The 17,812-nt window shown below is 63.9% G+C and carries 16 protein-coding genes and 1 pseudogene; 5 read left to right on the top strand and 12 right to left on the bottom strand.

Going from position 1 to position 17,812, the window contains the following annotated elements; genetic code table 11:
- The first annotated feature begins 232 nt into the window (after window positions 1-232).
- A complete protein-coding gene (locus A6V37_RS32860) occupies window positions 233-1,798 on the top strand; it encodes a mannose-1-phosphate guanylyltransferase/mannose-6-phosphate isomerase (RefSeq protein WP_064268012.1) in 1,566 nt (521 codons plus the stop codon).
- Window positions 1,799-1,945: 147 nt separating this feature from the next.
- On the opposite strand, the gene A6V37_RS32855 is transcribed toward A6V37_RS32860, so the two are convergent.
- Window positions 1,946-3,193 carry a transposase gene (locus tag A6V37_RS32855; RefSeq protein WP_064268011.1) on the bottom strand — a complete coding sequence of 416 codons (1,248 nt, stop codon included), beginning with the start codon at window positions 3,191-3,193 and terminating at the stop codon, window positions 1,946-1,948.
- Between the two features lie 474 nt (window positions 3,194-3,667).
- Entirely contained in the window at window positions 3,668-3,964 is a 297-nt protein-coding gene (locus A6V37_RS32850; protein ID WP_064286758.1) for a YciI-like protein, read from the bottom strand.
- A gap of 467 nt (window positions 3,965-4,431) precedes the next feature.
- On the opposite strand from A6V37_RS32850, the gene A6V37_RS32845 reads away from it, so the two are divergent.
- The 3 genes from A6V37_RS32845 (at window position 4,432) to A6V37_RS32835 (ending at window position 6,531) form a co-directional block, all read left to right on the top strand.
- Complete coding sequence (locus tag A6V37_RS32845; protein WP_064268009.1) at window positions 4,432-4,755, top strand: PsiF family protein; 324 nt, start codon at window positions 4,432-4,434, stop codon at window positions 4,753-4,755.
- A 273-nt stretch (window positions 4,756-5,028) separates the two neighbouring features.
- Entirely contained in the window at window positions 5,029-5,478 is a 450-nt protein-coding gene (locus A6V37_RS32840; RefSeq protein ID WP_064268008.1) for a hypothetical protein, read from the top strand.
- A gap of 465 nt (window positions 5,479-5,943) precedes the next feature.
- Window positions 5,944-6,531 (top strand): BPSL1445 family SYLF domain-containing lipoprotein, encoded by a 588-nt coding sequence (locus A6V37_RS32835; protein ID WP_064286757.1) that lies wholly within the window; start codon window positions 5,944-5,946, stop codon window positions 6,529-6,531.
- A gap of 292 nt (window positions 6,532-6,823) precedes the next feature.
- Here the strand turns inward: A6V37_RS32835 and A6V37_RS32830 are convergent, their stop codons facing one another.
- The 10 genes and pseudogenes from A6V37_RS32830 to mltG all read right to left on the bottom strand — a co-directional run bounded on the left by A6V37_RS32830 (window position 6,824) and on the right by mltG (window position 16,558).
- Window positions 6,824-7,891 carry a glycosyltransferase family 4 protein gene (locus A6V37_RS32830; RefSeq protein ID WP_064268006.1) on the bottom strand — a complete coding sequence of 356 codons (1,068 nt, stop codon included), beginning with the start codon at window positions 7,889-7,891 and terminating at the stop codon, window positions 6,824-6,826.
- A gap of 228 nt (window positions 7,892-8,119) precedes the next feature.
- Window positions 8,120-9,286, bottom strand: coding sequence for an AAA family ATPase (locus A6V37_RS32825; RefSeq protein ID WP_064268005.1), 1,167 nt, complete (start codon window positions 9,284-9,286; stop codon window positions 8,120-8,122).
- A gap of 82 nt (window positions 9,287-9,368) precedes the next feature.
- The gene (otsA, locus tag A6V37_RS32820) at window positions 9,369-10,778 is read right to left on the bottom strand and encodes an alpha,alpha-trehalose-phosphate synthase (UDP-forming) (protein ID WP_064286756.1); all 1,410 of its coding nucleotides are present in this window, start codon (window positions 10,776-10,778) and stop codon (window positions 9,369-9,371) included.
- Window positions 10,779-10,955: 177 nt separating this feature from the next.
- Window positions 10,956-11,312, bottom strand: a complete 357-nt coding sequence (locus tag A6V37_RS32815; RefSeq protein ID WP_013588335.1) for a Rap1a/Tai family immunity protein — start codon at window positions 11,310-11,312, stop codon at window positions 10,956-10,958.
- Window positions 11,313-11,526: 214 nt separating this feature from the next.
- Complete coding sequence (locus tag A6V37_RS32810) at window positions 11,527-12,264, bottom strand: ankyrin repeat domain-containing protein (protein WP_100249390.1); 738 nt, start codon at window positions 12,262-12,264, stop codon at window positions 11,527-11,529.
- 64 nt (window positions 12,265-12,328) lie between these two features.
- On the bottom strand, window positions 12,329-13,120 hold the full coding sequence (locus A6V37_RS32805) for a TatD family hydrolase (RefSeq protein WP_064268003.1): 792 nt from the start codon (window positions 13,118-13,120) through the stop codon (window positions 12,329-12,331).
- Window positions 13,121-13,258: 138 nt separating this feature from the next.
- Complete coding sequence (locus A6V37_RS32800; RefSeq protein WP_064268002.1) at window positions 13,259-13,789, bottom strand: GNAT family N-acetyltransferase; 531 nt, start codon at window positions 13,787-13,789, stop codon at window positions 13,259-13,261.
- Between the two features lie 12 nt (window positions 13,790-13,801).
- Window positions 13,802-14,836, bottom strand: a complete 1,035-nt coding sequence (locus tag A6V37_RS32795) for a DNA polymerase III subunit delta' (RefSeq protein WP_064286797.1) — start codon at window positions 14,834-14,836, stop codon at window positions 13,802-13,804.
- A gap of 93 nt (window positions 14,837-14,929) precedes the next feature.
- Window positions 14,930-15,550, bottom strand: a complete 621-nt coding sequence (tmk, locus tag A6V37_RS32790; protein WP_064270210.1) for a dTMP kinase — start codon at window positions 15,548-15,550, stop codon at window positions 14,930-14,932.
- Window positions 15,550-16,558, bottom strand: a pseudogene (mltG, locus tag A6V37_RS32785) (endolytic transglycosylase MltG). The gene tmk and the pseudogene mltG overlap by 1 nt, the downstream one beginning before the upstream one ends.
- A 78-nt stretch (window positions 16,559-16,636) precedes the next feature.
- On the opposite strand from mltG, the gene ygfZ reads away from it, so the two are divergent.
- Window positions 16,637-17,731, top strand: a complete 1,095-nt coding sequence (gene ygfZ, locus A6V37_RS32780) for a CAF17-like 4Fe-4S cluster assembly/insertion protein YgfZ (RefSeq protein ID WP_064270209.1) — start codon at window positions 16,637-16,639, stop codon at window positions 17,729-17,731.
- Window positions 17,732-17,812 lie beyond the last annotated feature (81 nt).

The raw sequence follows: 17,812 nt of genomic DNA, 5'->3' as shown, positions 1-17,812 counted from the left end.
AGCTTTCGGCGGGCCCTGCGTCAGCATTCTGCGGCATGATCAGACGAAAAAAAATGGTTCGCGAATTTTTCCGGTAATTTTTATTTTTTTAAAAAAATAGACGGACATTTTTTCTTCATGAAATGGGGAATTTTATTATTCGTTTTATATAGTTTCTATTTAACGCGCTTTTATTGATTTCTGGGTTCGTGATAAAACTCGATGCATTCACCCAGCCTCGAGGAGTTCCATCATGACAGCTCCGGTTACGGCCACCCCCGCCGACACCCGGTCCACGCAAGTCAAGTCCCTGAACGTGAAGCTCAAGGTTCATCCCGTGATTCTGGCGGGCGGCTCCGGCACGCGGCTGTGGCCGATGTCGCGAGAGCAGCATCCGAAACAGCTGATCGGCCTGCTCGGCGAAGATTCGCTGCTGCAATCCACCACGCGCCGTCTCGACGGACTCGAAGCCGGCTATCCGCTCACCGGCCAACTCGTCGTGGTCGCCAACGAAGAACAGCGCTTTACCACCGCCGAGCAATTACGCACGAGCGGCAAACCGACCCGGCTGATTCTCGAACCGGTCGGCCGCGACACCGCACCGGCACTCACGGTGGCCGCCCTCTCGGTCGCCGCGCAGGACGAAGACGGCATCATGGTCGTGATGCCCGCCGATCACGCGGTCACGGACATCGACGGATTTCACGCGGCAGTGGCTGCCGGCGTGCAGCATGCCGTGGCCGGGCATATTGTCACGATGGGTATCGTGCCGACCCGCGCGGAAACCGGCTACGGCTACATTCGCATTGGCGAGGCGCTTGGTACGCCTAACGACACACACGGCGCCGGTTCTGAAACCGACGCGGAGTCCGCCGGCAAGATCGGCGCGCACAAACTCGACCGCTTCGTCGAGAAACCGCATCTGGAACTCGCGCAGCGCTATATCGAATCACAGGAGTACTGGTGGAATAGCGGCATCTTCATCATGCGCGCGTCGACCTGGCTGAAGGCGATCCGCCACTTCCAGCCGGCTATCTACGAAGCCTGCCAGGCGGCCTTCGCGGGCGGCAAGGCGGACGGCGACTTCTTCCGTCTGCAGCGCGACGCATTCAGCGCATCGCCATCGAACTCGATCGACTACGCGGTGATGGAGCAGCTCGGCAACGATCAGAGCCCCGCCTCCGGCGTGGTCGTGCCCTTGCAGGCAGGCTGGTCGGACGTAGGTTCGTGGGACGCGATCTGGGACATTTCGGACAAGGACGCCGATCAGAACGTGGGCCGCGGCCGCGTGATGTTCGAAGGCGCGGCCTCGACCTTCGCCCATTCAGAAGGACGCCTGATTGCCTGCGTGGGCACGCAGGATCTGGTGGTGGTCGAAACCGCCGACGCCATTCTGGTCGCCGACAAGTCGCGTGTGCAGGACGTCAAGAAGATCGTGGGCCGGATTCGCAACGACGGCGGGCTCGAAGCGGCCAACCACCGAAAGGTGCATCGGCCGTGGGGCAACTACGATTCCGTCGATACGGGTGAGCGCTTCCAGGTCAAACGCATTGTGGTGAAACCGGGTGCGCGGCTCTCGCTGCAAATGCATCATCACCGCGCGGAACACTGGATCGTTGTGCGCGGCACGGCGCTCGTCACGCGCGGTGAAGAGCGCTTTATCGTCTCTGAAAACGAATCGGCCTATATTCCGCTGGGCGTCACCCACCGCCTCGAGAATCCGGGCAAGATGCCGCTCGAAATGATCGAGGTGCAGTCCGGTTCGTATCTCGGCGAAGACGATATCGTGCGCTTCGACGACACCTACGGACGCCAGTAACGCGCGTCGATGGGGGGCGTCGTCGAACGACGTCCTTCAGTCAACTTCAGGCAACACCAGTGAATCACCACGAACCACGAATGAAGCGGGAACCTGCGGCGGTTGCTCCTGACCGGCCGCGGGGAACTGCTGCGCTAGCCGCCCCGCTCACCCCGCATGGGAGATGAGTTCTGTGTACGACGGAAAGCGCTCTGATGCACTGCTTTCGGAGCTGGCCGCGGGTGCTGGCGGCTCGCCCGGATAACGGCGCAACGGACCACGGAAACCATTGAGCGGTCCATGTATCGGCGCGCCGTGATGCGCCGAGGCCGGCTCAGGCACATGGCGCAAGGCGGGCAACGGACGCGCCACGGCAGGCGCAGGCACCGCAACTGCGCGGTTCACGGTGGCGTGAGTGGACGCATGAACCGCCACCTGCGCTGCCGCCTGCGCCGCCACGGAATCGGCAGCCGCCTGCGTCGCGCATTCGCGGTCGATCCACTGCCGCGCCCATTCGAGCGCGTAGTGCTCCGCCGCGTCCGCTTCCGCGAAGCGCGGGCCAACGAGGCCGGAACGCTCGACGCGTTTGCCGTCTTTCATGATCTCCGCCCATGCGCGATACATGGCGTTGGGCACCCGCTCGGCCGCGACATAGATCAGATAGCCACGACGGTCGGCGATCTCCGTGCCGCGCGGAGCGAGACTCATCGACAGCGGACTGCGCTGTTCCGGGTGGCGCCGTTCAGGCACGGGTGTGCCGCGCGCCGACGCGATGGCGGATTCCAGATCATGCATGGCCGCGCCGACCGCGCGTGCTTCGTCCGCGCGAGGCAAACCCGCACGCACGACGGTCCGCGCCACGGGCGCCGCCTGCGCGGCCGCCGGTTGAGAACGCACACCCGGCACGCCCGGCATGGCCGGCTGCGCATGCGTCATGCCCGACAGCTGACGTGTAATGTCGGCGATCGGATCGGCGGGATGCCAGCGGCTCAGGCTGCTGGACGCACCTGGCGCCTGCCACGACTCGGGGCTCTTCCAGGACACGCCACGCAGACTTTCGTCACGCACGCTGGGCGTTTCGGCAACCGGTGCCACGGGTTTGGCCGCGACGGGCGGCGCCGGTTCGGGGACGTACGCGAAGGTGCGCCCGGTTTGCGACAACAGCCGAACCATCTCGAGGAGGGTGCCGTTCAATTGCCATTCTTCAAACCGGCGCCGGCATGTCGGACCCGACGGATAGCGGCCTGGCAGTTTCGACCAGGGCTCGCCGGTTGTCAGAATCCACAGGACGGCATTCGCCACGATACGTGGTTCGGCGCGGGGCCGGCCGCGTCGGTTCAGACGGACGGCCGGCTCGTCAGAGACAAGCGCTGCCAGCAGCGCCCATTCGTCATTGCTTAGCTCATCGAAAAACATTGGATTTTTCTCCACGCGGCCTGGCCGGGCCGCGGCGTTGGGCCTGCCACGGATTCATTTTTTCGACCCGTGTGCGACCCTCGGTTGCACAAATATGTTTTGTACGTTCTGTTGCCTGGTCAATACCGCCCTGAGATAGTGCGGTTTGTCCCTATTGCGAAGCACAAAACGTGGTCTCACTCGTGCATGGGAGAATTTGTGCACGAAGCATACCATCCCCAGGGTTTGCGTGAATATCGTTGAGACAAGTGTTACGGAAAGAAACAATCTTGTCCTTTTTGCTGCGTCTTTTCACGCATTGCTGTAACAGAGATCGTGCCGGTTCCAACGCCGGAATGTGGTATTGCAAAGCACAACATGCTGGCATGACAGGCAAATGGCATTTATTAATCCTGCATGCCCGCGACGCGATATTTTTATGCATTTTTTATAGCGTCACGCGGGTCGCCTCCGGAGTGACGGACGGCGTCGGTCTCAGCGCACCGGCTTCGCCGCGCCGTCGCCCACCACGGTCATCCATTCGCGCACGCGCCAGCGCGTGACGAGCCCGGCGAGCGCATACGGGTCGGCTTTGGCAAAAGCCTCGGCGGCGGCCGGCGAGACGCCCTCGAAAAGCAGCATGGCGGCGTCGGTCGGCTCGGTCAAGGCGCCGGCCAGCAGCAGCTCGCCGCGCTCCGCGGCCGCCCAGGCCAGCTTCAGATGGTCGTCGCGATACGCGCCGCGACGCTCGAGGTAGTCGGATACGAGGTCATACATCAACAGGTAGTGCATGGCGAGCCTCCTATGGCCTGCTTGCGGCAACGGACTGGCGGCGCAGCGGCACGCCATGCATTTCCGCCGATATTGCGCATACGATCTCCAGTATGCTTTTCCTTGCTATTTATTATTCATTTGCGTGTGCAGCAATGCGAAATGGGTGTTTGCAATTTTTCGCCAATTTCGTCGAATGGCGGGAAGCTAAAGTCGTTTGAATTTACTTCATCCATTTGATCGGGATTGCATAACATTGCATAACAATACCCGGCATCGGCGCGACTCGGTATTTCATACCGCCCACGCACCTTCAGACCGCTCTCCATAAGGGAAAACCTGCGTGAGCATGTGTCAACCGGAACGCCCTTCTGTCCGTTCTGGCAGACAGCAGTTGCCACAATGGACGTGCCCGAGGGTCCCGGATGCCGTTGACACCCGCGCGCATGAACAATCAAAAACGTTTTCACCCACCGATGGAGTGTCACATGAAAATCCAATCCGCAATCGCTACGCTGGTTCTGAGCTCGGTCTTCGTTTCCCCGGTGTTCGCACAAACCGCGGCTAGCGCGCCGGCCATGGCGAACAGCCAGCAATCGAAAATGACCGACTGTAACAAGCAGGCCGGCGACAAGAAGGGCGACGACCGCAAGGCATTCATGAAGACCTGCCTGTCGAACAAACCGGCCGCTGCTGCGCCGATGAGCCAGCAGGACAAGATGAAGGCCTGCAACACGCAAGCCGCCGACAAGAAGGGTGATGACCGCAAGGCGTTCATGAAGACCTGCCTGTCGAACAAACCGGCGAACTAAACAGTCGGGATCCGCGCCGCGCGGCAAGCGCGGCGCCCGGCGGCTTCCGCTTCATGCCAGAACAGAGCGGCGCGTCGATTTTCCGCGCCGTCACCCTCCTCGCCGCTCGCCTCTCCTCGCTGCGCTCGTCACACTGCCCGACCTTCGCAGGCCAGCCGCGCGAACGCGCCGTTTTTCTTCTATGATGGCTGCGGAGACGGCCCACCCCACACACAACATTAGACGGGCCGCCATCTTGTCGTTGGTGCTGCAGAGCACCCATCGGAGGCAAGGATGGTATCGAAGCATAAAAACCGCTGGTTGAGGCGGTGGCTGGTCGTCATCGTATTCTGGGCCGTGCCCGTGGCGATCGTTGCGGTCAACGAGATTCGCGAGGAAATGGCCTACAACAAGGTCGACCTCGAGCGCGCGCTGACCACGTGGACCTTCACCGACGCCCAACGCGCCGCGGGCGCACCCGCGCGCTGCCACGGCAACCCCGATGAAGCGCAAGCCGCCGGCTGCCCGGCCGACGTGCTGGCCGCCAATGCGCCGCGTCAGCAGGAGGCCCGCAATGAATACAGCGTGCGCCGCGCCACGCTAATGGGCTATCTCTGGCATGCGTTCGTCGGTTACTGGGTCGTGCCGGCCGTGACCCTGTTCCTGATCGGCGTGTTGATCGGCATGGTGCGCCGCGCGCTGCGGCGCCCGCCTCCGGTCAAAAGTCCGGCGAATCACGGATGATGCTGCGCCACGCGCCGCGGTCGCCTGCACACCGCCGCAAAAGCCCAGGACCCGCACCGCAACGCTCCCGGTTCACTCGCGTCAAACCGACTTCGACAGAAAAACCCGATTTGCGGCGTCAAGGCAACACTTTCAGTTTGTTTTCATGAGCCGGCACCGAGCTCTCGAACCGGTTACAACGCGCGTCCGGGACCGTAGCCTCCAAGCGTCCGTCCAGGGTTTCGCCGAACCCCGGACACGCGTGCCGGCGTCCCTTCGAACACGCTGCGCGCGTCGCCGCCGGACCTCCTGCACCACCGCCAAAAATGTCGGCGCGATGCGCTACGAATTGCCGGAAACGCCCGCCACACAAGGCTTTTCGCGTAACCAGGAAGCGCGCCTTTTGCGCTTGCGTGTGATATAACGCAAAGGCAACCCGAAAACATCAAACGAGGTTGCGCCCCGGAACCATCACGGAGAAAAACGATGCAAAGACGCAACTTCATGTTGAAGACTACCGCTGCGCTCGCTTTCGGAGGCCTTACGCTGGCTGGTTGCACGACCAACGGCCCCAGCAAAGACACCCCTTCCACCGATGCATCCAAACGCCAGTCGATCGACGCCAGCGTCGACGGCACCATGTCGCGGCTCTTCACCACGGTGAAGGGTTCGCGCGAACTGGTCTCGAAGGCGCGCGGCGTCCTCGTGTTCCCGTCAGTCCTGCAAGTGGGCTTCATCGTCGGCGGCCAGTATGGCGAAGGCGCGCTGCGCGTGGGCGGCTCGTCGGTCGGCTACTACAGCACGATTTCCGGTTCGGTCGGCCTGCAGGCAGGCGCGCAGTCGAAGGCAATCATCTTCCTGTTCATGACGCAGGACTCGCTGGACTCGTTCCGCAATGCCGACGGCTGGTCGGTCGGCGGCGACGCCTCCGTCGCGCTGGTGAAAGTCGGCGCCAATGGCGCAATCGACACGAACACGGCGACCGCGCCGGTCGAAGTCTTCGTGCTGACGAACACCGGCCTGATGGGCGATCTGTCGCTCCAGGGCACCAAGGTCTCGCGCCTGAAAATCTAGTTGCGCGATTCACCTGCCGGTTTGCGGGGAGGCGCCTGATCCGCCGGTTTCCGTCAGCAGCGGTGTCCGGGTCGGGTGCTGTGCCGTGCAGTCGGCTTTTTGCATCGTGGCAGGCGCCACATGCGAGAGCTTTTGTGGGCCGCAAACTCTCCTGTGCGGCCTTTGCCTGATGCAACTACCTCAGCCACCGCGAGCCATGCGGCCCCCCCAAAAAAACGGCGATGAGCTTGAAGCGCATCGCCGTTTTTTTATCCTACCCGGTCAGCCGGTTGTTTCCTGCTCAACTCGCCGCTCAGCTTCCCGAGCTGTCGATGACCTTGAAGCGCGAGCGCTTCTGCGCGCGAATCACCGACTGATACGCGTCCACATACTGCTGCGCCATGCGGTGCGACGTGAAACGCTCCTCGAAGCGTTGCCGCACGCCCGCGCGCGGCACCTTGTGCAGACGGTTGACCGCCGCCACCGCGCCGATCTCGTCCTCGACGATAAAGCCCGTCACGCCGTCGTCCAGCACTTCCGGCACCGAGCCGCGGTTGAACGCGATCACCGGTGTGCCACACGCCATGGCTTCGATCATCACGAGGCCGAACGGCTCCGGCCAGTCGATCGGAAACAGCAGCGCGTGCGCGCCGGAGAGAAATTCGGCCTTCTGATGATCCGCGATTTCACCGATGAACTCGACATGGGGCAAATCGAGCAACGGCCGGATCTCGCGCTCGAAGTACTCGTGGTCCGCGGCGTCCACTTTCGCGGCGATGCGTATCGGCATCCCGCAGCGGCCGGCGATCCGGATGGCGGTATCCACTCGCTTTTCCGGCGAGATGCGGCCGAGGAACGCAAGGTACTTCTGCTCGACCGGCTGCGGCGTATAGAGCTGCTCAGGCAAGCCGTGATAGACGGTGGTGAGCCACTTGGCCTGCGGCAGCGGATGACGCTGCGAGTTCGAAATCGACACCACCGGCACGTTGCCGAAAGTGTCGAACACCGGCTGCTGTTCGGGCAAGTCGAGGCGGCCGTGCATGGTCGTGATGAACGGCGTCTCCTGGCGCTTGAAGACCGAAAACGAGTAGTAGTCGAGATGGAAATGCAGGACGTCGAAATTCTCGGCCTGGCGGCGCACCAGTTCCATCAGCAGCATATGGGGCGCCACGCGGTCGCGAATGCCGGGATCGAGCCGCAACGCGCTCGGCCAGACGGGTTCGAGCTTCGCACTGGTGACGGAGTCACCACTCGCGAACAGCGTCACGTCATGGCCGAGTTCAACCAGCGCCTCGGTGATATACGACACGACGCGCTCCGTGCCGCCATACAGCTTCGGCGGCACCGATTCGGTCAAGGGGGCGATCTGCGCAATCTTCATCTTGTGTCTCCGTGAACTGACGGCTTGCGCCTGCGGCGGTACGCGTCAGCGGCGCCAGGCATCCTGACGCCAGTACGTGCGATCCATGCGATGGCCGCGCGCTCACGCGTGCACCACCGGCATCGGATCATTATTCACCACCGTGCCGCAAAAAACCCTTCGTCTTGCATTTAATCGGCGCTGTTACAGTCATCTTACATCCACCGTCATAAGCGGCCGGCCTCGCCGCTAGCGCGCGGGCCATTTCCAGGCCGGCAGATCGCGCTCGTCGGCATCGGCAATGCGCGTCGCGCCGAAGTGCTTCTCCAGCACGATCGACTCGCTCGCCTCCTCGCGCTCGAGCGACGCAATCAGGCGCGCCGCGTGCGACACCACCAGCACCTGCGAATGCATCGCCGCTCGCGCAATCAGGCGTGCGAGAGCCGGCAGCAAGTCGGGATGGAGGCTCGTCTCCGGCTCGTTCAGCACGAGCAGCGCTGGCGGGCGCGGCGTCAGCAGCGCGGCAACCAGCAGCAGATAGCGCAAGGTGCCGTCCGACAGCTCGGCACCCTTGAGCGGGCGCAACAGGCCGTGCTGATGCATCACGACTTCGAAGCGGCCATCCTGCGTCGTCACGTCGAGGCGCGAACCAGGGAAGGCATCGTCGATGGCGGCGTCGAGCGCGGCCGGGTCGCCGATCTCGCGGATGGTCTGCAACGCCGCGGCGAGATCGGCGCCGTCGTTTGCCAGCACCGGCGTGTGCGTGCCGATCTGCGGCAGACGCGCGGCCGCTTCGGCGTCGGTGCGGAAATGGTCGTAGAAGCGCCACGAGCGGATCTGCTCGCGCACGGTGATCATCTCCGGTGCGGTGCGCGGGTCGGAGAACTCCGTCATCATGCTGTCGAAGCTGGCGATGGGCTGCGCAATCGTCTGCCAGTCGCCGCGCTCGTCCCGTGTGCGCAAGGCCGGGCCGTGCCGGTCGACCAGCAACGCGGACGGCCGCAGCACCGGCCCGCTCCAGATGCACTCGCGCTTGATGGTGGGATCGAGCGGAAACCGCGTGGCTTCATTGACGACCGGCAGCCCCAGATCGATCGCATAGCCGAACTGATCGCCGGAAAACCCGAGCCGCAGACTCACGGGCTCGTTGCGGCGCGTGCCCTCGACAGGCGACTCCCCGGCCAGCATGGCCCGCGAAAAACGTTCGGGGCCGGCCCATAAGGTCGACGGCAAGCCGCCCTCGCGCGCGAGCGAGGTAATCACGCCGCCGCGCGCGGTCTCGGCCAGCAGCCGCAGCGAGCGATACACGCTCGACTTGCCGCTGCCATTCGCCCCCGTGATCACGTTCAGGCGGCCAAGCGGCACGATCAGCTCGCGCAGCGACCGATAACCGGCGACGGCCAGGGTGGTCAGCATGCGGCCACCGTCCGCGGCGTGGCGCGCCGCAATACGCGTCGCAATAAGCGCGGCAATGCAATTCCGTCCACACGCCTCATCACTAGCGACCGCCGCCTGTGCCAGTTTGCTGAACCGGCACGCTGCGCAAATCGCTCAGGAAGCTGTCACGCCATACGCCAAGATCGTTCTTACGCAGCGCCGCCATGTTGATCTCATGACGCCGCTGCCGCGCATCGAGCGGCATCTGCAACGCGCGCTGCAACGCGTCACACATGCCGATCGCATCATGCGGATTGACCAGCAGCGCGCCGGACAGCTCGGCCGCCGCGCCAGCGAAAATCGACAGCACCAGCACGCCGGGGTCGTCGGGATTCTGCGCGGCGACGTACTCCTTGGCGACCAGATTCATGCCGTCGTGCAGCGGCGTCACAAAGCCGATCTGAGATTCACGAAACAGCGACATTAGTTTCCAGCGGTCGTACTGCTGATTCAGATAACGGATCGGCGTGTAGTCGAGGCCCGAGTAGCGGCCGTTGATCCGCCCTGCTTCGTACTCCAGATCCTGGCGAATCTTCTGATAGGTGGCGACGTCCGAGCGGGTCGGCGGCGCGATCTGCACCAGCGTGACATTGCCGCGCCATTCCGGGGAGCGCTCCAGCAGTTGCTCGAAGGCCCGGAATCGCTCGACGAGGCCCTTCGAATAATCGAGCCGGTCGACGCTCATGATGAGCTTGCGGCCTTCCAGGCTCTGCTTCAGTTCGAGCACGTGCTGGCGGCTTTCGTAACGCTTGGCCTGCTCGGCGATTTCATCGGGAAACACGCCGATCCGGTAGACGCCGGTGCGCAGCTTGCGGCCGAACGCTTCGACGAGCCCGTCCGCGCTCACCGTGCCGCGTGCGTGGCGGGTCACGTAGTCGTGAAAAGCCAGCTGGTCGGTGGCGGTCTGGAAGCCCAGCAGGTCGTAGCACGAGAGCGACTTCACCAACTCTTCGTGCGGCGGAATGTTAAGCAGAATCTGCGGCGCAGGAAACGGAATGTGCAGGAAAAAGCCGATGCGATTCGTGATCCCTTCGTTGCGCAGCGCTTCGGCAAACGGGATCAGATGGTAGTCGTGAATCCAGATCACGTCGTCGGGCTCGAGCAGCCTGATCAGCTTATGCGCGAGCCACGCGTTGACGCGCCGGTAGCCCGCGTACTCCTCGCGCTCGTAGCGTGCGAGGTCATTGCGATAGTGGAACACCGGCCACAGTGTCGCGTTCGAAAAGCCGCGATAGTACTGGTCGTAATCCTTACGCGTCAGCCCGACCGTCGCGAACGTCACGGCGCCGTCCTGCTCCAGCGTCGGACCCGCGTTGGCGACAGTCTCGCTGACCACGTCGCCGCTCCAGCCGAACCATACGCCGCCCGCATCCTTCAGCGCGCCGAATACGCCGACTGCGAGTCCGCCGGCAGATCCTTTGGTTTCCGTCGGCGTCGCGACGCGATTCGACACGACGATCAGTCGGCCCATCTTGCATGTCCTCCCGGGTGGGTCAGCGCGCTTCGGACACTTTACCGGCATCTGCCAGCAAGGTCCCGTGCCGGGAAACGGCTGCGCGCATCGCCTCAAGTCACGCAATATGCGGGCCCGCCAGATCCGGGCCGCGCCAGGCGGCGCTTCAGATCCGTATTCAGATCCGCATTCGGATCAATTGCCGCTCTTGCAAGGAAACGCCTTGCCGAGCCCGAGCGAAATCGCCGTGCTGGCGTTGTAGCCCGCGACGATCGGATTCTCGGCAATGTACTTGCGCACCGCGTCGGTGAGTTGCGCCGAGCGCGCGTCCTGCGGCAGGCAGAAGTACTGGCCGACCCGCGGCCCGGTCGTACCGCCGATTGCGTCGATGGTGTTGAAGATGCCGTCGGCGGCGCCTTCGATATATGCGGCGCATGCGCTACGCGATGCCACATCCGTCTTCGTGCACAGCTTGTTGAGGTCGCCTCCCGTAAACGCGGCTGCCGATAGCGGTACGGCAAACGCGCTGGCGAAAATCAAAGCCCGCAGCATGGTGTTCCTTTTCAGGGTCGTTTATCAGGCGATGGTTCGCCGTGTTCTGGCGGCGCGCCCACGCGGCGCGCCAAAGTCGTCATTCTGCACTGTTTTGCGAAGCTCAAGCATGCCCGCGGCCGCTATCTTCAGGCACTTTTTTGCGGCCGGCGCTGCAGCGGCCTCGCCGCGTTGGCGGGCGGCCGCGAACTCACGAGCCGCCGCGCCGCGCGCTTTACTTCTGCTGCATCTGCTGCAGACGCGCGGTCAGCCCTTCGACCACGTCCGGTTCCTTGTAGGTCTTGGCGAAATCGAGCGCCGTCATGCCGATCTGGTTCTTCACCGTGAGGTCCGCGCCGTTGTCGAGCAACAGCTTCACGGTCGAGACGTGACCGCCGCGCGCGGCCATCATCAGCGGCGTGGTGCCGTTCGGCGAACCGGCGTCGACGTAGGCCGAATGATCGAGCAGCACCTTGACGATGTCGTCATGGCCGTTCGCGGCCGCGTAGTGCAGCGGCGCCCAGCCCTTCTTGTTGACCTCGGCGTCCTTGGCGATCAGCTGGTTCACGAAGTCCAGATCGCCGTTCAGCGCGGCCATCATCATCGCGTTCTCGCCGGCCTTGTCCTGGATCTCGATGTTGGTTTTCGGATTGGCGAGCAGCGCCGCGCCGACCTTGTCCGACTTCTCGCGCGCGGCCAGCACCAGCAGCGGAATGCCCTGGTTGTCCACGCTGTTCGGGTCCATGCCTTGGGCGAGCAGCTTGTTGACGCCATTGACGTCGTCGAACTTGACCGACTTGATCAGCGAATCGATCGGTGCCGCCTGGACCGGCGCGGCCAGCAGCGACACCAGCGCCGCACAGCTCAGCGTGGCCGCGAACGCCAGACGCGAGACGCCGCGCCGCGCGGCGACCAGCGCGCCGGTGTTGGAGGTTTCTTGAACTGCGACGGCCGACATCGAATTTTTCTTCATATTTAACTTTAGGAAACTTTCCTATCCATTTGATATTTATTGCCTTTATGCTTACACGCCCGTGTTACGCACCGGCGGGCGGCGACAGCTTGAAAAGGCGGAAAAAGTTTTGCGTGGTGGCGGCGGCCAGCGCCGCCTCCGGCATCTCGCGTTGCTGCGCGATGAACCGTCCGACATAACTGACGTACGCAGGTTCATTGGGCTTGCCGCGATACGGCACCGGCGCGAGGTACGGCGAGTCGGTTTCGATCAGCAGGCGCTCGAGCGGGACACGGCGCGCGACGTCCTGCACGTCGGTGGCGCTCTTGAATGTAACGATGCCCGAGAGCGAGATGTAAAAATTCTGCGCCAGCGCCTGCTCGGCGACGGCCCACGGCTCGGTGAAGCAATGCATCACGCCGCCCGGCACGCCCGCGCGCTCCTCGGCCATGATGCGCAACGTGTCTTCCGACGACGCGCGCGTATGAATGATCAGCGGCTTGGCCGTGGCGTGCGCCGCGCGGATATGCGTGCGAAAGCGCTCGCGCTGCCATTCCATGTCGGCGATCGTGCGGCCTTCCAGACGGTAATAGTCCAGACCCGTCTCGCCGATCGCCACCACCTTCGGATGCTCGGCCAGTTCGACCAGTTCGGCGAGGCTCGGCTCGCGCATGTCCTCGTGATCCGGGTGCACGCCCACCGACGCATAAACGTTCTCGTAGCGGGTGGCGATATCCAGCACGGACGGCAGCGTTTCCAGATCGACCGACACGCACAGCGCATGCGTGACCGAATGGCTGCGCATGTTCTCCAGCACCTGGGGCAGACGGTCGGCGAGTCCTTCGAAATTGATATGGCAGTGCGAATCGACAAACATGGTGATGTCCTGCGTTAACCGTATGAAAAAGCAGCCTGTGTGAGAAAGCAGCGGGCCGTCTCGGGTTTCTCCCTCTCGGGAGTCTTGCGCGAAGCGCGCAGGTTTGAGGGCCCGGCTTATGGAATAGTTCGAGGTGATTCAGGCCGTGGTGGTGGCTTCAGCCGCATCGAGCCGCTTGCCGAGAATCACCAGATCGCGCTCCACGCCGTCCAGCACGGCCACGCGCGGCAGCGAGCCCCACGTGTCGAATCCGAAGGCGCGGAACAGGCGCAGACTCGCCTCATTGTGGCCGAAGATGAATCCGAGCACGCTGTCGATGCCCAGCGCGGGCGCCGCGGCCAGCGACGCCGCCAGCAGTTGCTTTCCCAGCCCTTTGCCGCGCGCGCCGGCGTCGAGATAGATGCTGACTTCGGCGGTGCGCTGGTAAGCCGGGCGGCCGTAAAAGTCGGAAAAGCTCAGCCACGCGATCACGCGGCCTGGTTGCTCGGGATCGTCCACCACCCACAGCGGGCGCTTGTGCGGACCGTGCGCATGAAACCACGCCAGCCGGCTTTCGACGCTGACCGGCTCGAGATCGGCGGTTACTTGCCGCGACGGCACGGTCGAGTTGTAAATGTCGACGATGGCAGGCAGGTCATCCAGCGTGGCGTCGCGGTAGGAGAGGCTCATGGTGCGTTGAAATCAGGCAAACAGCTCGCGGTAGCCGATAAACAGCTCCTCGAACACCAGCCGCGCATTCAGCGGATGGTTCTCGACGGCACGCTGGCGCGTCACGGTGCGCATGAAGCGCGCGAACGCGCTGGCGTCAGCTTGCGACGCGCAGCGCGTCAACGCCGCCGAAGCGTTCGGAAAATAGCGCGGCGCTCCCGCCGTGCGCTGCGCCAGCAAATCGTACATCCAGCGTTGCAGCCAGCCTAGCACCAGCGGCACGGGCAGTTTCTGCAGCGCTTCGCCGCAGGCGAAGGCGTCGCAATCCGGACCGGCGGCGAGTTGTTTGAGGGTCCAGTCGCGCAGCGCGCGGTTCTCGTCGGCGGCGAGCGCGAGCGCCGCGAGAGGCGCGCCGCCGGCTTCGGCGAGCAGCGCGGGCGCGTCGGCCACGCCCTGGGCCGCGAGCCACTGCGCCGCCGCCTGCGGCGCGGGCACGCTCATCGGCCACTGGCGGCAGCGGCTGATGATGGTGGGCAACAGCCGGTCGATGCGCGCCGACACCATCAGGAACACGACGCCGGCCGGCGGCTCTTCGAGCGTTTTCAGGAGCGCGTTGGCCGCGGCGATGTTCAGCCCCTCGGCCGGATACAGCACCACCACGCGCGCGCCGCCGCGGTGCGAGCCCACGCCGACGAAGTCGAGCAAGCCGCGAATCTGCTCGATCTTGATTTCCTTGCTGGGCGCGCGGGTCTTCTTGCCTTCCTCGCCCTCGGCCTTGTCGGCTTTTTCGTCGGCGGCGTTGTCGAGGCCGGCTTCAGCGGCCAGTGCCTCGGGCACGACGATCCGGTAATCCGGATGATTGCCTTGCGCAAACCAGTTGCAGGCCACGCACGCGCCGCACGGCTCGCCATTGGCGTGCTGCGCCTCGCATAACAGGCCTTGCGCGAGATGCTGCGCGAAGCGCAGCTTGCCGATTCCGGCCTGTCCGTGCAGCAACAGGGCGTGCGGCCAGTGGCCGCGCAACTGCTGCAGGCGGTTCCAGTCGTCGGCCTGCCACGGATAAATCATCATTTCCCTTTTGAATCAATCGGTTGAAGCCGTTATGCGAGACATAACATTAGCTTTGCAACCGTTATAAAACAGGGTTATATTCTTTTAAATTCAAAGAATTGCAATCAATTCTTCAAGTTTTCTCTGAATCTGCGCGATGCTTTGCGAGGAGTCAATGATAGCGAATCGGTATGGCGCTTCTTCGGCGCGGCGCAGATATTCCGTGCGCGTGCGGTCGAAAAACGCCGCCGACTCGCTTTCGAAGCGGTCCGGATCGCGCGCCGCGCTGCGGCGCTGGTTGGCGATCTCGGGGGCGAGGTCGAACAGCACCGTCAGATCCGGCTGAAAACCGCCCTGCACCCAGCGCTCCAACGTTTCCAGCTTGTCGCGCGGCAGTCCGCGGCCACCGCCCTGATAGGCAAAGGTCGCGTCGGTGAAGCGGTCCGACAACACCCAGTCGCCGCGCGCGAGCGCCGGCTCGATCACGTCGGCCAGATGCTGGCGGCGCAACGCAAACATCAGCAGCGCCTCGGTTTCGAGGTCCATTTTCTGATGCAGCACGATCTCGCGGACCTGTTCGCCGAGCGGCGTGCCGCCCGGCTCGCGCGTCATGACGACCGCGTGGCCGGTCTTCGCGACTTTTGCTTCGAGGCGCTCCCGGAACCAGCCGAGATGGGTGGTCTTGCCCGCGCCATCGATGCCCTCAAACGTAATGAATTTGCCCCGCGCCATCATTGCCCTCGAATGTATTTGTCCACGGCCTTGTTGTGATCGCCGAGAGTGTCGGAAAAGATACTGCTGCCGTCGCCGCGCGACACGAAGTACAGCGCGGTGCTCTGCGCGGGGTTCAGCGCCGCCTGCAGCGACGCGACCCCGGGCAGCGAAATGGGCGTCGGCGGCAAGCCCATCCGGGTGTAGGTATTGTAGGGAGTGTCGGTCTGCAGGTCCTTTTTCCTGATTCGGCCGGTGTAGCTGTCGCCCATGCCGTAAATCACGGTCGGATCGGTCTGCAGCGGCATGCCCACGCGCAGACGGTTGGCGAACACCGCCGCCACCATCGGCCGGTCAGACGGCTTGCCGGTTTCCTTTTCGATGATCGACGCCATGGTCAGCGCGTCGTACGGCGTCTTGTACGGCAGGTTCGGCGCGCGCGGTCCACGCTTCGTTCAAACGCAATTGCATCAGCCGGTAGGCGCGGCGGTACACATCGAGGTCGCTGGTGTTCTTATCGAACAGATAGGTGTCGGGGAAAAACAGCCCCTCGCCGTTGCCGACCGGCGCCTCCGGCGCGCCGATCGCGATCATCAGATCGGTGTCGCTCATGCCGGCCGTATCGTGTTTGAGCGCCGGATTGGCATCCAGCTCGGCGCGCATGTGCTTGAAGGTCCACCCTTCGATGATGGTCGCCACGTATTCGTTGACGTCGCCGCGGGCGATTTTCTGCAGCACCTCGTAGGGCGTCACGCCGGTCTTGAATTCGTAATTGCCCGATTTGAGCTCGCTTTGCAGACCCAGCACCCGTGTCATGAGCACGAACAGTTCCGGCTCGACCGGCACGCCGCCGCGATTGAGCTGCAACGTGACGCTGCGCAGGCTGCTATGCGGCTTGACGGTGACATCGAGTTGCGCGGGGGTCAGGTCGAGCGGGCTATTGGCCCAGTGGTAGCCACCGGCGATCGCGGCGGCGGCCAGCACCACGACGAGTGAGCCGGCGATCAAACATTTCTTCAGAAGGGACATGCGGAACGTGGCAGGGTTGGACTGCATATAATACTTGTTTGCCTTAGCCAAAGTCAGAATTGACTGTTCCCGGAATCCATGAACACACCGCTCGCTACCGCTTCAGGCATCTCCTCAGGAATTCCCTCTGGCCCCGCCTCCACGGCAGCCTCCGCCCCTCCCGTCACCCTCGCCGGGCTTCCTACGCTGCCGCGCCCGTCGGCCGATGAATTCGACGCGGTGATTCAGCACGGCGCCTATATGCCGCTCACGCAGTTCGGCGTGATCGACGTCAACGGCGACGACGCCGCGAGCTTCCTGCACGGCCAGCTGACCAACGACACCCAGCACCTCGACGCAGCCAATGCGCGTCTGGCCGGCTACTGTTCGGCCAAGGGGCGCCTGCTGGCGTCGTTCCTGACGTGGCGCAGCGGCGAAACGATCCGTCTGCTGGTGTCGAAAGACGTGCAGGCCGCGGTGCAGAAGCGGCTGTCCATGTTCGTGCTGCGCGCCAAGGCCAAGCTCGTGGATGCGAGCGGCGAACTGGCGGTGGTGGGCTTTGCCGGCGACGTGCGCAAGGCACTCTCCACGGTGTTCGACGCGCTGCCGGACGGCGTGCACGTGCAGGTGGACGGCACGGCGGGTTCGCTGATCCGCGTGCCGGACGCGCTCGGGCGCCTGCGTTATCTGTGGATCGGCCCGAAGGCGCTGATCGAGGCGCAACTGCCCGCGCTCGACGGCAAGCTCAAACGCGTCTCGCCGGCCGTGTGGGACTGGCTCGACATTCGCGCGGGCGAGCCGCGTATCACCCAGCCGGTGGTCGAGCAGTTCGTGCCGCAAATGGTCAATTTCGACGTGCTCGGCGCGGTGAATTTCCGCAAAGGCTGCTACCCCGGCCAGGAAGTGGTGGCGCGCAGCCAGTATCGCGGCACGATCAAGCGGCGCACCTCGCTCGCCAACGTGGCCGGCGAACTGGACACGGTGCGCGCCGGCGCGGAACTGTTCCACTCGGACGATCCGGGCCAGCCGTGCGGCATGGTGGTGAACGCGGCATCGGCACCGGAAGGCGGCGTCGATCTGCTGGTCGAGATCAAACTGGCGGCGCTGGAGAACGGCTCGGTGCATCTGGGCGCGGCCAACGGTCCGCCGCTGCGGTTCCTCGCTCTGCCCTACGGCTTGCCCACCGAGGTCTGAACGCCTCATGCAATGGAAAGCGGCGCTATCAGGCGCCGTTTTTTACGGTTCTCTTCAACTGAAACGCTCCACCACCGGGAG

The organism is Paraburkholderia ginsengiterrae (genome assembly GCF_001645125.1).
GTDB classification, from domain to species: Bacteria; Pseudomonadota; Gammaproteobacteria; order Burkholderiales; family Burkholderiaceae; genus Paraburkholderia; species Paraburkholderia ginsengiterrae.
Note: the sequence above shows the minus strand (reverse complement) of the source record. Positions and strands in the feature narration are given on the sequence as shown.